General features: G+C 70.7%; 11 protein-coding genes. 5 read left to right on the plus strand and 6 right to left on the minus strand.

What is annotated here, in order from left to right; all coding sequences use genetic code 11:
- Positions 1–389: 389 nt before the first annotated feature.
- The gene (locus WME79_RS15630) at positions 390–884 is read left to right on the plus strand and encodes an RNA polymerase sigma factor (RefSeq protein WP_437539852.1); all 495 of its coding nucleotides are present in this window, start codon (positions 390–392) and stop codon (positions 882–884) included.
- Entirely contained in the window at positions 877–1,443 is a 567-nt protein-coding gene (locus tag WME79_RS15635) for a hypothetical protein (protein ID WP_437536002.1), read from the plus strand. The genes WME79_RS15630 and WME79_RS15635 overlap by 8 nt, the downstream gene beginning before the upstream one ends.
- Positions 1,444–1,524: 81 nt before the next feature.
- Here the strand turns inward: WME79_RS15635 and WME79_RS15640 are convergent, their stop codons facing one another.
- Both WME79_RS15640 and WME79_RS15645 read right to left on the minus strand, forming a co-directional pair.
- Positions 1,525–3,051, minus strand: coding sequence for a hypothetical protein (locus WME79_RS15640; RefSeq protein ID WP_437536005.1), 1,527 nt, complete (start codon positions 3,049–3,051; stop codon positions 1,525–1,527).
- A 180-nt stretch (positions 3,052–3,231) separates the two neighbouring features.
- Positions 3,232–4,359 carry a hypothetical protein gene (locus tag WME79_RS15645; protein ID WP_437536008.1) on the minus strand — a complete coding sequence of 376 codons (1,128 nt, stop codon included), beginning with the start codon at positions 4,357–4,359 and terminating at the stop codon, positions 3,232–3,234.
- A 305-nt stretch (positions 4,360–4,664) separates the two neighbouring features.
- Here WME79_RS15645 and WME79_RS15650 point away from each other — a divergent pair, with 305 nt between their 5' ends.
- The gene (locus tag WME79_RS15650) at positions 4,665–6,563 is read left to right on the plus strand and encodes a hypothetical protein (RefSeq protein ID WP_437536011.1); all 1,899 of its coding nucleotides are present in this window, start codon (positions 4,665–4,667) and stop codon (positions 6,561–6,563) included.
- 52 nt (positions 6,564–6,615) lie between these two features.
- Here the strand turns inward: WME79_RS15650 and WME79_RS15655 are convergent, their stop codons facing one another.
- Positions 6,616–7,659, minus strand: a complete 1,044-nt coding sequence (locus WME79_RS15655; RefSeq protein ID WP_437536013.1) for an MBL fold metallo-hydrolase — start codon at positions 7,657–7,659, stop codon at positions 6,616–6,618.
- A 51-nt stretch (positions 7,660–7,710) separates the two neighbouring features.
- Between WME79_RS15655 and WME79_RS15660 the strand changes: the two genes are divergently transcribed.
- The gene (locus WME79_RS15660; protein ID WP_437536016.1) at positions 7,711–7,845 is read left to right on the plus strand and encodes a hypothetical protein; all 135 of its coding nucleotides are present in this window, start codon (positions 7,711–7,713) and stop codon (positions 7,843–7,845) included.
- 789 nt (positions 7,846–8,634) lie between these two features.
- On the plus strand, positions 8,635–11,472 hold the full coding sequence (locus WME79_RS15665; protein ID WP_437536019.1) for an RICIN domain-containing protein: 2,838 nt from the start codon (positions 8,635–8,637) through the stop codon (positions 11,470–11,472).
- 17 nt (positions 11,473–11,489) lie between these two features.
- On the opposite strand, the gene WME79_RS15670 is transcribed toward WME79_RS15665, so the two are convergent.
- The 3 genes from WME79_RS15670 to WME79_RS15680 form a co-directional block, all read right to left on the minus strand.
- Positions 11,490–11,747: a hypothetical protein gene (locus tag WME79_RS15670; protein WP_437536021.1), complete on the minus strand. Its 258-nt coding sequence runs from the start codon at positions 11,745–11,747 to the stop codon at positions 11,490–11,492.
- Positions 11,748–11,877: 130 nt separating this feature from the next.
- Positions 11,878–13,251 carry a FecR domain-containing protein gene (locus WME79_RS15675; RefSeq protein ID WP_437536022.1) on the minus strand — a complete coding sequence of 458 codons (1,374 nt, stop codon included), beginning with the start codon at positions 13,249–13,251 and terminating at the stop codon, positions 11,878–11,880.
- Positions 13,244–13,885: an RNA polymerase sigma factor gene (locus tag WME79_RS15680; RefSeq protein ID WP_437536025.1), complete on the minus strand. Its 642-nt coding sequence runs from the start codon at positions 13,883–13,885 to the stop codon at positions 13,244–13,246. The genes WME79_RS15675 and WME79_RS15680 overlap by 8 nt, the downstream gene beginning before the upstream one ends.
- Between the last annotated feature and the right edge of the window lie 150 nt (positions 13,886–14,035).

The following is a 14,035-nucleotide window of genomic DNA, read 5'->3' on the forward strand; positions in this document are numbered from 1 at the left end:
GATTCCTTTGCTGGGCCTGAGCATCGGCGCCGGCGGGCTCGGCGCCCTTGTCGCCTTCGGAGAGCCGCTCGCCTTCGGCCTGATGGCCGTCGGCGTGGTGCTGGCGGTGGTCGCCTTTCGTCGCCGCTCGGAGGAGCGCCAGGGATCCTGCGGCGAGGCGGGTGCGTGCTCGACCGAAGGAGCGTGCGGCTGTCGTCCGCCGGACGCGCGTGCTCCAGATCGACAGGGCCCCGCGAGCGCCCGAACGCTTCCTCCACAGGGCGCCCGAGCGTCTGACGTCCCCCTCCGCCCTGACGCCCAGGCTCGTGGCGCAGGGCTCGACGCCCATCGCACCGGATAGTCTGATCCTGCGCATGGAGGCCGAACGGCGCCGCGAGCTCACCGCGCTCATGATCCGCTTCGCGGACGGGGATCGCTCCGCCTTCAAGCCTCTGTTCGATGGGCTCTGGCCTGTGCTGCTCGCCTTCACGACGCGCACGCTGCCCTCGCGCGCCGACGCCGAGGACGCGGCCCAGCAGGCGCTCCTCAAGGTGTTCTCGCGCAGCGTCGACTTCGATCGCGAGCGCGACGCGCTGAGCTGGGCGCTGGCGATCACCGGATACGAAGTGATGACCCTCCGCAAGCAACGGCAACGTCGCCGCGAAGCGGCCAGCGTCGAGCTGGGATCCCTTCAGGATCCGGCGCCCACCCAGGAAGAGCAGATCGTCGCCGATGATCTGCGCGCGGCTGTCCGCGCCGTCCTGGGCGAGCTGCCGGAGCGAGATCAGGCTGCGCTGGCCTTCGCGTTTGCAGGCGAAGTTGCCCCCACGGACGACACCTCGAGGAAGCGACGCCTCAGGGCGCTTGAGAGGCTCCGGGCCGCTTGGAGGAAGCTGCATGGTTGATCTCGATGTGCTGGCCAGGAAGGCGCGCCGCGCCAGCGAGTACGGGCGCGTCCGCGCGGCCCTCCGTGTCTCGGTGCCGATCGCGGCGCTGGCGCTCGCCGCCATCACGGCGCAGGTCGAAGCCAGGAGCTGCCTTCTTTTTGCGGCAGCCTTGCTGGCGACGTCGGTCGCGCTCCGCTGGTGGGGCCGTCCGGGAGCGCTGGCTGTCCAGACGGGCATGACCGTGGGGGCTATCCCGCTCGCGGCGGGCGCCCTGACCGCGCTGCTCGGCAGGGCTTGCGATCTCGCCGATCCCTTCCGGACGTGTGCGCCGGTTTGCCTGATCGCCGGGTTCCTCGCGGGGCTTGGCACCACCTGGCTGGCGGGCGCGGCGCACGTGACGCATCCGCCTCGCCACGCGCTCCTCGCCGGCATGATCGCGAGCCTGACCGCGGCCATGAGCTGCGCCGGGTTCGGTGCCGGAAGCCTGCTCGCGGTGCTCGGCGCGATGGCGGCCGGCGCACTCATGGCGGTCCCGCTCTGCTCTGCATGGTGCGGAGGTGGGCGGAACCCGCCGTAGTGCTACTGCGCCAGAGGTGTGCACCTCCTCGCCGCGGCGAGGAGGTCGGCGATCTCGAAGAGAACAGTGCGCAGCCCGAGGCTACTCGGCGCCTCCAGCAGACACCGACGACCCATCGAGGGTGCCGCCAGCGCCATTCGTGCCGCCAGCGCCGCCCGCGCCATTCGTGCCGCCAGCGCCACCCGAGGGATCCGTGCCGCCAGCGCCATTCGTGCCGCCAGCGCCGCCCGCGGCATCCGTGCCGCCAGCGCCATTCGTGCCGCCAGCGCCGCCCGCGGCATCCGTGCCGCCCGCGCCATTCATGCCGCCAGCGCCACCCGAGGGATCCGCGCCGCCCGCGCCATTCGTGCCGCCAGCGCCACCCGAGGGATCCGTGCCGCCAGCGCCATTCGTGCCGCCTGTGCCGCTTGCACCACCCGCGGCATCGGCGCCGCCCGTGGCATCGGCGCCGCCCGTGGCATCGGCGCCGCCCGTGGCATCGGCGCCGCCCGTTCCACCGGCGCCGCCACTGCCACCCGCACCGCCTGTGCCCGGGTCCTCCAGCGGGTAATTCTCGTCGAGGCACAAACGGCCTTCAGGCGTCACGGTGCAGACCTCGCCGCTCGCGCAGGCCCTCTGGCCCTTCGGACACTTCGTCACGTCGAAGAGACAGAATCCGTTGGTCTCCACGCCAAGGAACACACACGAGGAGTACGGCAGCAGGCAGTCGCTGTGGCTGTTGCACGCGGGCGCGCACATTCCGAGGTCACCCACCCCGGGCTCGGCTGCCAGAGGATACGCACAGAGGCCGTTCTCCAGCCCTCCGCAGTCCTCGTTGGCGACGTCACCGCCGAGCCCACAGAGCTCGGCGCACACGCCGACGTCGGCGCCGATGTCGATGCACCACGCCGCGCAGGGATCCGTGCCGTCGGCTTCAAGCTCGCACGCGGCGCCTGCCGGTAGCCCTTGCGTAGGCTCGTCGACGCAGATGTTCATGCGGGGATCGCACACCCGGCCGCCGCACTGGCTGTCCGAACCGCAGTTCGGCAGGCACACGGATACATCGTCGATGTCCTCGCAGCGCAGCTCCTCGCGGCCGCGGCACTTCGCCGGATCGAGCTCGTCGACGATGGTGTCGAGCGGGGGCTCGCCCGAGGTGCAGCCGAGGAGGCAGAGGCCGTCGAAGCACGCGCTGCCTTCGCCCTCACAATCGCTGTCTCCTGTGCACGCGGTCGTGCAGTACCCGCCCGCCGGGCCTCCGCCGAAGAACTCGTCACCTGACTCCGTGAAGCAGATGCCGCGCCGGCCGCAGTCCGCGTCCTTCTCGCATCGGGCGCCGAGCCCCCGCCCTTCGCCGGAGCCGCCGTCGCCGGAGCCACCGTCGCCGGAGCCGCCGTCGCCAGAGCCGCCGTCGCCGCCCCCAGCGCCGCTGTGGACGCTGGAGCCGCCGTCGCCGTTGCCGGAGCCGCCGTCGCCAGAGCCGCCGTCGCCGGAGCCGCCATGGCCCGCCGCGCCCGCGCCGTCGCTCCCCGCGCCCGCGCCGTCGCTCGTCGATGTGCCTCCCGCGCTGTCGTCGGAATCGTCAGAGCAGCCGAGAAATCCCGTCGAGACGGCGACCGTGGTGAGCAAAGCCGCCGCAATTCTTCGCACTCTCATCGCTGTCACCCGAACCAGGAGGCCGTGCCCCCATCGGGCGCGCCATCGACTGATTCACAGACGGTACCGGAATCGGCGCCTCTCCAACATCGGCAAACCGCCTTTTGCCGGCGTTCTCAGCCCCCCGCCGGGCCACCCGGGCGCGGCCCCGCCTCAGAGCCGCACGAGCAGCCCCAGAAACCCGGCGAACGTCGGTCTCCCCGCGGTGCCGAGCCGTTCGCCGCCGAGCGTCACGACGGCGCGGGGCTCGGCGAAGATCGCGTGTGCATCCACAAGGAGGGCCGCGCGCTCCGTCAGGCGCAGCCCGGCGCCCCCGCCCAGGGCCGCGGCGACCGACCAGACATCGCCCGTCGCGCTCCGCAGCGGCGGCAAGGGATCACCGCTGACGAACAGGTGAATTCCGCCCACGCCGGCCGAGAGCACAGGCGAGATCGCGCCGCCCGTGTCCAGCGCCCATACCGCCTCCAGAAAGGCCATCTCCTGACGGACGGACACCGTGCCGTGCTCGCCCTCGAGCCTCGGCCCCAGCGTCGGCCCAGCGAATGTCAGCCGCGCCGCGAGCCCCGCGGGCAGCGCGCCGCCGTGGCCGTCCGCGCCGACCCCGTACGACAGCCGCAGCGCGGGCCCCAGCGCCGGCCCGACGCCGTCCACGCTCAGGAGCGCCCCAAAGCCGGCCTCCACGCCGACGCCCGCGAGCATCCCGGCCCGCCCTGGGGCAGGGGTCATCCCGGCCCGCCTCTGGACCGGCGCCATCCACCGCTTCACGTCGTCGGGAACGGCGGCGCCGCCCTCGTCCGCGGCGCGCCCGCGCGGCTCCTGCAGGCTCGCCTCCAGCAGGCTCGCCTGCAGGAGCTCGACCGCGCGCACGGCCATCACCGAGGGCGCCGCCGCGCCGGATGCCTCCACGGCGCGCACCACCGTCTTCTGCGTCACCTGATCGACGATCCAGAGGTCGGCGGTCGCGCCCGTCCGCGAGCGGACGATCGTCGCGGCGGCGAACGCGCCCGCCTCCTTCGCGGCGCGCTCCAGCCCTGCGCGCAGATCGCCCTCGGGCGCTCGCACGACGCGCACCACCTCGAACCCCGCCGCGCCGAGCTCGGCCCGCAGCCGCGTGGCCGCCTCGAGCACGAGCGGGTCGTCCACGCCGGCCTCGACGATCACCACCCGCGACGCGGCCGCCTCCGCCTTCCGGGAGGGCGCGCCAGGCGGCGCCGCGTCGGCCCGCGCCACGGCGGGCGCTGACGCGAGGAGGAGCCCGAGCAGGAGAGTGAGGGAGCGCACTGGCCAGGGCTCTATCAGATCGCTGGCGCGGGTGGAGGCGCATCGCAGCGAACGGGGAGGGGGCAGGGGGAGGGGAGGGGGCAGGGGGAGGGGAGGGTGCACGGGGCCCGGCGACGTACCCGAGGAGCCGAACCACGGCATCCGGCAGCGTCCGTCCGGACGGGCCAAGACCGGGAGCACCTTCACGATGCGGCGCGCTCTCGCAGAGGAGCGTCGATGTGAATATGCTCGACTGGGCCCCACCCTGCCGTCGAGACGCCGCGGCAGGGAGCAGGGGCGACCGCGCCGATTCAGGGGGAAACGCCATGGCAGATGGGGAGATCGAGGATCTGCAGCAGCTGCCGTCGCGCCAACACAACGGCTCGGATTCGAAGCGCGACGACGGTCCGCTGGCGCTGGTGAGCCCGACGACCGGGGGGCGGCAGGGGCAGTCAGGCCATCCGGAGGCCTCGCCGGAGGCAGGGCAGCCACCCTCCAGGCGAGAGCAAGCATGGCGGCCGCCCTCCGGGCGAGGGGACCTACGGCAGCCGCCGCCCGCCGAGGAGATCGAGCTCGTCAACAAGACGGCTCGCCGGATCTGCATCAGGCGCGATGGCAGCGATCTCGTCGTGGCGCCGTTCGACGTTGTGCGCACGACCGAGGCGGCGGCACAGGCGCTGGATCTGAGCGTCTGGCTCGAGCGTGGTTATGTGGAGAAGCGCGCCCCGGCCCAGGCCGAAGAGCCGAGCCTCGACGCCGCCGCCATGGCGGGGGTGCTGGTCCTCGGGGGGCTCACGTCGCTGTTCATGGTCACCCTGGACGGCTGGGCCCGCTTGACGTTCGGCACGGTCGGCGTCGGGATGATCGCGTTCACCGTGTTCCCGTCGCTGGAGCGCTGGGCCCAGCGTCGCCATCGCAGCACCGCGTTGATGCTGCGCGACCAGTTCTGGCGCGCGATCGGCATGCTGGGAGTGTGCCTGGTGGGGTTCGGCATCCCCGCCGCCACGGTCCTCTTGCAGGCCGAGAAGCGCCTTCACGAGATCTTCACGCTATCGATGCGCAGCATGGCGTTGCTGCTCCTCTTTGCGCTGTTCATCGGCGCCGCGGCGACGTTGCCCGCGCTCCTGTTCTTTCTGTTCGCGGAGCAGCGCCGGAACGTGGTGAAAGAGCAGTTTCACCGCGACGTGCTGCGGCTCGACCCCGCGCTCCGCACGATCGACGAGGCGGAGCGGGCCTATTCTCCGCTGATGAAGGACGCGTTGGATACCCGGCGCGGTCCGCTGTTCTTCGTCCCGATCATCCTCAGCACGTTCCTCCTCTCGGTCGGCTGGGTGATGTCGGCCCTGCCGACGGTGGCGTCCGTGGCGGAGACGCTGGGGGACAAGCCGGTCGAGCTTCACTCCCTGTTCATCCCCAACCGGACCGCCTTCACGTTCGCGTTCCTCGGGACGTATTTCTTCGCGCTCAACATGGTATTCCGCCGCTATGTGCGGGCGGATCTCGGGCCCAAGGCGTACAGCCACATCTCCGTGCGCATCATCATCGCCACGATCCTGGCCTGGGTCATGAGCAAGATGTTCGAGGGCGCCTCGCTCTCGGGCGGCGCGGCGCCCATCGACAACGCGCCCTGGCACCTGCTCCTGCTCGCCTTCTTCATTGGCATCGTCCCGGACACCGGGCTTGCCGTGCTCCATGATCTGCTCAAGACGCGCATGGTCACCTTCTTCGTCCCTACCCTGAAGGACCGCGACCCGCTGACACATCTCGAGGGCATCACGCTCTACGACAAGGCGCGCCTGCTCGAGGAGGGCATCGAGAACATCGAGAACCTCGCGCACCACAACCTGATCGAGCTGATCCTGCGCACGCGCATCCCGGCCCCGCGCCTGGTCGACCTCGTGGATCAGGCGATCCTGTATCTCCACGCGCGAGACGAGGCCGAGCCGTCCCGGAACGCGCCGTCGAGCATCCTTTCGAAGCTCAAGGCGCATGGGATCCGCACGGCCACCGATCTCGAGCTCTGCATGGCTGCGAAGGAGACGCGCGACGCCGTGATACGCCTGTCCTCCGAGTCGCGCATCCTGCTCCTGCTCAGCGCGCTGCGGGACGACGAGTGGATGCCGCAGCTCCGGAGCTGGCGCGAGTTCCGCAAGACCTACGAATACGCCTACACCGTCGAGCAGCTCACTCCGCCCTCGCCCGAGGCCAGGCCCCGGGCGGCCTGACGGCGCGTGACGTGGCGCGGCCTTCCGGGTGAACCGGGCTGGCCGCCCTCCGTCACCGCGGGCCGGCGACCGCTCGCCACCATGGGGTCGGCGCGCCGACGCGCTCGGGCTCGAACGCGGCGCCGATCTGGGGGGTCACGACGCGCGCGCCGCGCTCGGTGGCCAGGGAGAGCAGCGTCTCGGCCGGCTCGTCCCAGTCGTGGAGCGCGAGGTTGAAGGTGCCCCAGTGGACGGGCAGGAGCGTGCCGCCGCCGAGCATCTCGAACGCCGTCAGCGCGTTCTCGGGGCCGAGGTGGATTGTCCCCCACGCAGGGTGATACGCGCCGACCTCGAGCATCACCAGGTCGAAGGGGCCGTGTTGCTTGCCGATGTCCTCGAACCCGGGGAACAGCCCGGTGTCGCCGGAGAAGAAGACCTTGCGCCGCTCCGCCTCGATGACCCATGAAGCCCACAGCGTCGCGTTGCGGCTGGTCGGCCCGCGCCCCGAGAAGTGCTGAGAGGGCGTCGCGGTGAAGCGCACGCCGCCGACCTCCGCGCGCTCGTGCCAGTCGAGCTCGGTGATCCGCTCCGGGTCGACGCCGAGCGCCTCGAGGTGCGCGCCCACGCCGAGGGGCGCGACGATGGGGACGCGTGTGCGGGCCAGCGCCTCGATCGTCGGCGCGCAGAGGTGATCGAAGTGGTCGTGAGAGAGCAGGACCGCGTCGAGCGGCGGCAGCTCGTCGAGCGCGGCCGGGACCGGGTGGAAGCGCAGCGGGCCGGCAAAGGAGACCGGCGAGGCGCGATCGCCGAACACCGGATCGGTGAGGACCCGGCGGCCATCGAGCTCGAGGAGGACGGTGCTGTGGCCGAGCCAGGTGACCCGCAGGCCGGTGTCGATCTGCCGGGCCCAGGTCTCGTGGGGCCGCACGACGGGCAGCGGCGCGGGCGGCTCCCGCCGGCCGCGTCGGAAGAAGAACTCGCCGAGCACGGGCAGCGTCGAGCCCTTGGTCATGGTGGGCCCGGCGCCCGACGGGTTGTGGAACTTGCCGTCCTTGAACTGAGCTGAAGCGCGGGCCCGCTCGAGCCGCAGCCCTTTGCGACGCCGTGAATCGTTCATGAGGGGACGATCTCCTGCCAGGCGCGGTGCCTGGCGAGACAGAAGACGATCTTGAAGGCGACCATTCCGCGGCCCGATCGCCGGAGGAGGCGTGGGCGCCGCCTGGTGGAGCGCGAGCTCAGCCAGGGTGGCTCGCTCGCGCACCGGACGAGCTTTGTGATCGGCGAGCAGACCGTCAAGGCCTGAACTTGACAAATTGTTCTAAACTTGTCAATGTTGACCATCACCTGACGCCTGACGCCTGACGCCTTGCTTCTCGCCCTGGCCCCTTGGCGATTCGCCCCGTGTCCCTCCGGGTACCGTCTCGGGGGAGCGACCTGCCTGGATTTGTGCAGGAATCAACGCACGGCGAACCCCTGGTCACCGGATGATCCAGGGGTGCCACGGCGACTCTCGTTCAGGCGAGACTCGACCCGTTCAGTGACACGGGCGAAGAGGGCGAGAGAAGCCAAATGTCTCGGTCAATGTGGGACATCGCGGCACAGGTCATTGGCCAGCAACTGCCGTGGTCGCCGCTTTGTAAATAGTCGTTCATAAATGCCGGCAAATTGAACGAGATGGACAGATGCGCGGCAAAATGAAGGGGATCGGAAGGGGATCGCAAGGTGAACGACGGCGGGAGACCGGCGCAGAGATGCGCAAACTTGTGCGAATTTGCCTGGATTTATAAACGGCTACGCAAACCACCACGCAAACCACCACACAAATGACGCGGCGGGACGCATGATTGGCTTGACTCGCAACCCGATACGGGACATGAGTAATCCTCTTAGCGGTGCCTGACCGCCTGTCGAACGAGTCCTCCAGCTCCGCACCTCGTGATCGAGATCCCCTGGAGGGACGATGACCGATGACCATCGCGGCCGTCCCTCCGGAGCCTCCATCGCGCATTGCGTGTCGAGAGCCCCTGACCAACGCAAGGGCAGCGTCGAGCTGTAGATAGACCGTATTTCTTACTTGACAGAGGAGAACAACATGAGATTCGCATCAAGGAGCGCCCTGCTTGCCTCCGCGACGAGCCTTCTCGCCGTCTCATGCATCGCTGGTCTGGACGACCCCGGCAGCGAGGATGGCGACGCGCTCGAGGAGAGCCTCACGATCGACCCGAACGCGGTCTACACGCTCGTCGGCGTGCAGAGCAACAAGTGCGTCGAGATACGCGGGGGCAGCACGGCGAGCTCGGCAGCTGCGCAGATCGCCACGTGCAACGGCGCCACGCGACAGCAGTTCCGGGCGGAGTCCGCAGGGAGTGGATACTTCCGGCTGCGGAACGTGAACAGCGGCCTCTGCCTCGGGATCAACGGTGGATCGACGGCGAACGGTGCCAGCGTCGTCCAATCCAGCTGCGGCAACGCCACGAGCCAGCAATTTTCGTTCGTGGATGTCGGCAACAACGCCCAGCGGATCATGGCCCGAAACAGCAACAAGGCGCTCGACGTCATCGGGCGGTCGACCGCAGATGGCGCCGGCCTCCAGCAGTACAGCTGGGCGAACGGCGACAACCAGAAGTTCACGTTCAAGGTCGTGGGGGGCAGCTCAAGCAGCGCGAGCAGCAGTTCAAGCAGCTCCAGCAGCGCGAGCAGCAGCTCCAGCAGCGCGAGCACCGGCGGCGGTGGTGCTGGCGGGTCCGGCGGCGCGGGGGGCGCTGGCGGCTCGACCAGCTCAAGCAGCTCGACCAGCTCAAGCAGCTCGACCAGCTCCAGCAGCTCGACCAGCTCCAGCAGCGCGAGCACCGGCGTCGGTGGTTCGGGCGGCGCTGGCGGCTCCGGCGGTGCTGGCGGCTCGGGCGGCTCCGGCGGTGCTGGTGGCTCGGGCGGCGGCGACGCGGACACGGGGGTCAACCCGGCGTCGGGGTGCACGCTCGGCTATAGCCAGATCCCGGACGGGAAGGGCGGCAAGAACGTCGAGGCCGTCTGCCTTCCGAAGGAGATGAACTTCAACATGGCCGCGTCGCTGGAGGCCTTCAAGACGACGGTCTACCCGCTCTTGACCGCCAACTGCTCTGGCTGCCACAGCTCGACGGGCAAGGCCCAGGCGCCCATGCACTCCGACGTCGATCCGGCGCTGGCCCACGAGTACGCGCTCACGCGCGTCAACTTCAAGAAGCCGGCGGACTCCAAGCTCGTGGTCCGGATGGGCATCGATCGGCACAACTGCTTCGGGACGAGCTGCAAGGACGCGAACACGCAGATGCTCAGCGCCGTCACGGCGTGGGCAAACGCCGTCGCGCCGACCCTGCCGGTCACCCCGCGACCCGTCGCGGCCGGCGAGAAGGTCACCGAGGACCAGGTCAAGGCGTGGATCGCGACGGACAAGGCCACCGTCGCCGCGGCGGACGCGGAGTTCATCAAGTACGCCTCGCTGCACGAGCTCCACAACGCGGGAGTCAGCGCAGAGGAGCTCAACGTCGCACGCGTGGGGCTGTCGAAGGCCCTGAACTCGACAGCGCGCTGGGCCCCGACGATCGTCAATCCGGTGGACATCAACGGCAAGGGCATGGTCTACCGCTTCGATACCCGCAACTACTGGGGCTACAACAAGGGGGTCACGAAGCTCCACTTCGGCGGATCGGACGATGACGTCTTCTTCGGGAGGACGTCGGTCAACTACCTGGGTGAGCCCGTCGGCTCCGACGTCACGTTCAGGGAGCGCTACAGATACACCTCGACGGTCCAGGTGGATCCGAGCTTCGCCAGGCTCGTCTGGGGGCGCGTCCTCGCCGGCAATGTGGAGGGCGCCACGGACAGCCAGGTGCTCCCGCCCAACGTCAACGGCTTCAAGACGGATTACATCGAGGCGAGCCAGCTCGTCTACACGCTGACGCGCCCGGACGTCTACAACTCCATCATGGCGATCCCCTGGTACGCGCAGGATCTCGAGGCCGAGCTCGGCGTCAACCACGACGCGGGGATGAAGTCGTACGAGTACATGCTCACGAAGCAGGCCATCACTGTCGATTCTCGCATGTACTTCAGGGCCAAGACGAAGAGCGGCGGGTACTACTGGAAGACGTGGGACGTCTTCAGCGGGCAGCTCGACGCCGGCGTGAACACCATCGAGCAGGCGTATGAGACGGGCCAGATCCGGTTCCCCTTCTGGGCGCACCCGATCCCCAAGTTCATCAGCGGCGCCGGCGGTTCGGCGAACAACTTCAGCTTCATCGCGACGCTGGCTCAGCCGAACGGCACGGAGCCGGCGGGGTGCGAAGGGCAGCCGAGCTACGCTGGCGGCAGCTACCTGAACTGCCGCTACTACACCGGGACCGACGGCCTCCAGCAGTCGGCGGAAGAGGTGATCTGGGATCTGCCGAACGGCCTGCAGGGATACTCCCTCTGGGGCGGCATCAACCAGCGCCGCGTCGACGCCTTCGTCAACATCGTGCGCGATCCGCGCCTCCAGAAGACCGCCTCGGACGCGCAGATCAACAGCACGGTGGGCTTCGCCACCCAGGACCGCCGCCTGAACACCGGCAGCTCGTGCATCGGTTGCCATGCCGACGGCATGAACCGAGGCAACAACGATCTGCGCGACTGGCTGGACGCCGGCGGCTCGCGCCTCCCGAAGGGAGAGCACGGGGTCGACGGGTGGATCAACGACGCTGCGACGGTGGCTCAGGTCAAGGAGCTGTATCCGCCGTCGACCGTGATGCGGCCGCGCATGGAGGACGATCGCAAGGTCTTCCTGACGGCGATGGCGAAGATGAAGCGGGGCATGGCCCTCGGCGCGGACAAGAACGTGTACGTGGAGCCGACGATCTGGACCATCGAGTGGGCGCAGAACTTCTACAAGTACCCGCTGAGCCGCTCGAACTAGCACCTTCACGCCCGAGCTCATCCGTGCACGCCGCGCGATAGGGCGCGGCGTGCCGACCGGCCCGAAGTGGGCAGCGCGGCGCGCGAGAGGGCGTGCCGGATTGCCCCCCTCGGGCCTCGGCCTTCCACCCCACCATCGCTCACCAACGTGAACGTGAACGTGGACGTGGACGTGGACGTGGTCGTCAACGATAGGTCGTAAACGACCACGACCACGACCACGTAAACGACCACGACCACGTAAACGACCACGTAAACGTTTACGTCTACGTCCACGTAAACGTTCGGATGTAGGAGAACGCCGCGCGAAGCCTGGTTGACGCTTGTGGGGGTAAGCCCACGCTGAACGTTCTCCCGATCGGATCAACCGATGGATGCCAGAACGGCGTGAGTCACCCGCCGGGCGTCACGGTGTGAGCAGATCGCGCGCCACAGGCTCATGCGCGCCGCGAGGGTGGCGCTTCAGGTAGAGCTCCGCGATGGGGCGCGCCGCCGCCCGGCCGGCCGTGCGCTCGACCGCCACCATCTTGCGGCCGAGCGCCTCGGCCGCGAACGGGCCGCCGGGCGACTCGGCGAGGTACGTGTCGTACCAGGCGACGGCCGCCTCGGGCGAGCCGCCGTCGTCGACCAGGCGGCCGAGCAGGAAGGCCGCCGCCTTGCCATGGCTCGTCCCCGGGAACCGCTTGCGCGTCGCCGAGAGCGCGCGCTGCGCCACGTCGCCGCGCCGCGCGTACCGCGCCGCGTCCCCGAGGGCGACCAGGTCGTCCAGCGAGCCGCGCTCCAGCACCCCCCCGAGACCGCGCTGCTCCGCCTCGGCCAGGACCGCCCGGAAATCCCCCGCCGCCACGCGCTGGGCCCAGCTCGGCGCCGCCGCCGCGCCGGCCGGCGCCGCCGGCCCCGCACCGTCCGTCGGAGGGCTCGCGGGCGCCCCCTCTGCCCGCAAGCCCTCCGGCCGTACGGCCCCAGCGGCGCCGTCCGCGGCGTCGCCAGGTCCGATGGTCTTCTCCTCTCGGGGCTGCGCCGCCGTGCCAGCGGGCGGCAGCCCCTTCTGCGCCGGATCCGCCGCGCTCGCGGCGTCGCTGCTCGAGATCTGCACGTCGCCCTCGCGCATCCGCGCCACGAGCCGCTGTCCGGCGCGGAGCGGCAGCCCGTCAGGCGCGAGCGGCCCGCGCACGGTCACGCTCCCCTCGCGCAGATCGACGCGCAGGGTGCCGTCGCTGCGGCTCCAGGACACGTCGAACACCGTGCCGGTGACCAGCACCGCGAACGGCCCCGCCTCGACGGACCAGCGCGCCTTCGGCCGCCGCGTGACGCGCAGCGACGCGCGGCCGTCCTCGAGCAGCATGCGCGCCCCGGCCGCGTCGACGTCCACCACGCGCATGGCGCTGCCCGGCGAGAGCGCGACGGAGGTGCCGTCCGTGAAGCGGAGCCGCGCCTCTCCGCCGGCCGTCGCGGCGATGTACCGGCCCGCTGTCGAGGGCGCGCCCTCGACAGCGTAGTCGAGCGGCCGCGCCGGCCAGAGCGCGACGAGCGCGAGCGCGAGCGCCGCCGCGCCGGCGAGCGCGAAGCTCCACCGCGGCCGCCCGGAGAGCGCGCTCCACACGGGCAAGGAGCGCAGCCACGCGCCCACGCGGCCCAGGGCTCCCGCGCGGCCCGTACCGCGGCTCACCGCCTCCACGAAGCGGGCGCGCTCGGCGGCGTCGTGCGCCGCGTCGACGTCCGCGGGGACGCCGCTCCGCACGAGGTCCGCGAGCCGACTCAGCTTCTCCGCTTCATTCATCGCGATCTCCTCCGTCGGCGGGGAGGGTCCCAGGCCGATCGAGGTCCTGCGGGGCTTTGGTGAGGTAGGCCGAGAGCGCGGGATCGCGCTCCGCGGCGGTGAGGATCCGGTGGGACGCGCGCGCGAGGTGGCGCTTCGTCGTGGCCAGGGAGCAGCCGAGCGCGGCGGCGATCTCGGTGAGCTCGAGCCCCTCGATGAACCGCAGCACGAAGAGCGTCCGGGACTTGTCGTCGACCTGGTCGAGGATGCGGTAGAGCCGCGTGAGCGCCGCGCGCCCCTGCGGATCCTGATGCGCGCCCCCCATGTCCGGGAGCTCGCCCGACGGCGACAGCTGGAGCCAGCGCCGCACGCGCCTGCGCCGCAGCTCGGCGCGCGCCACGCGCACCGCGATGCCGACGATGAAGCTCGAGAGCAGCGAAGGGTCCCTGAGGTCCTTGGCCACGCGGAAGAAGCGCAGGAACGTGTCCTGCACATGGTCGTCGACCTCGTCGCCCGGCCCGAGGGTGCGCGTCAGGATCCGGCGCACGAGCGGCGCGAACCGCTGCCAGAGGATGGGCGCAGCGCCCGGGTGCCCCTGCGCGGCGGCGCGCGCGAGCGCCTCGTCGTCGGTCGCGGTCAGCGGTAGCGCCTGCACGCCCCGCCTTTGCGCGAAGGGCGCGACCGCTGTCAAGGGCGGGACGGTCGACCGGCGGGGTTGGACCACGCCCAGCAGTGTTCCCCGGGAGGCCTCCGCGGCTCAAGATTCGGCACGAGGGGCGCGCGGTGCGCGGCGCTACCGCGTCAT

This window comes from Sorangium sp. So ce726, assembly GCF_051521405.1.
In the GTDB taxonomy this organism is placed as follows: Bacteria; Myxococcota_A; Polyangia; order Polyangiales; family Polyangiaceae; genus Sorangium.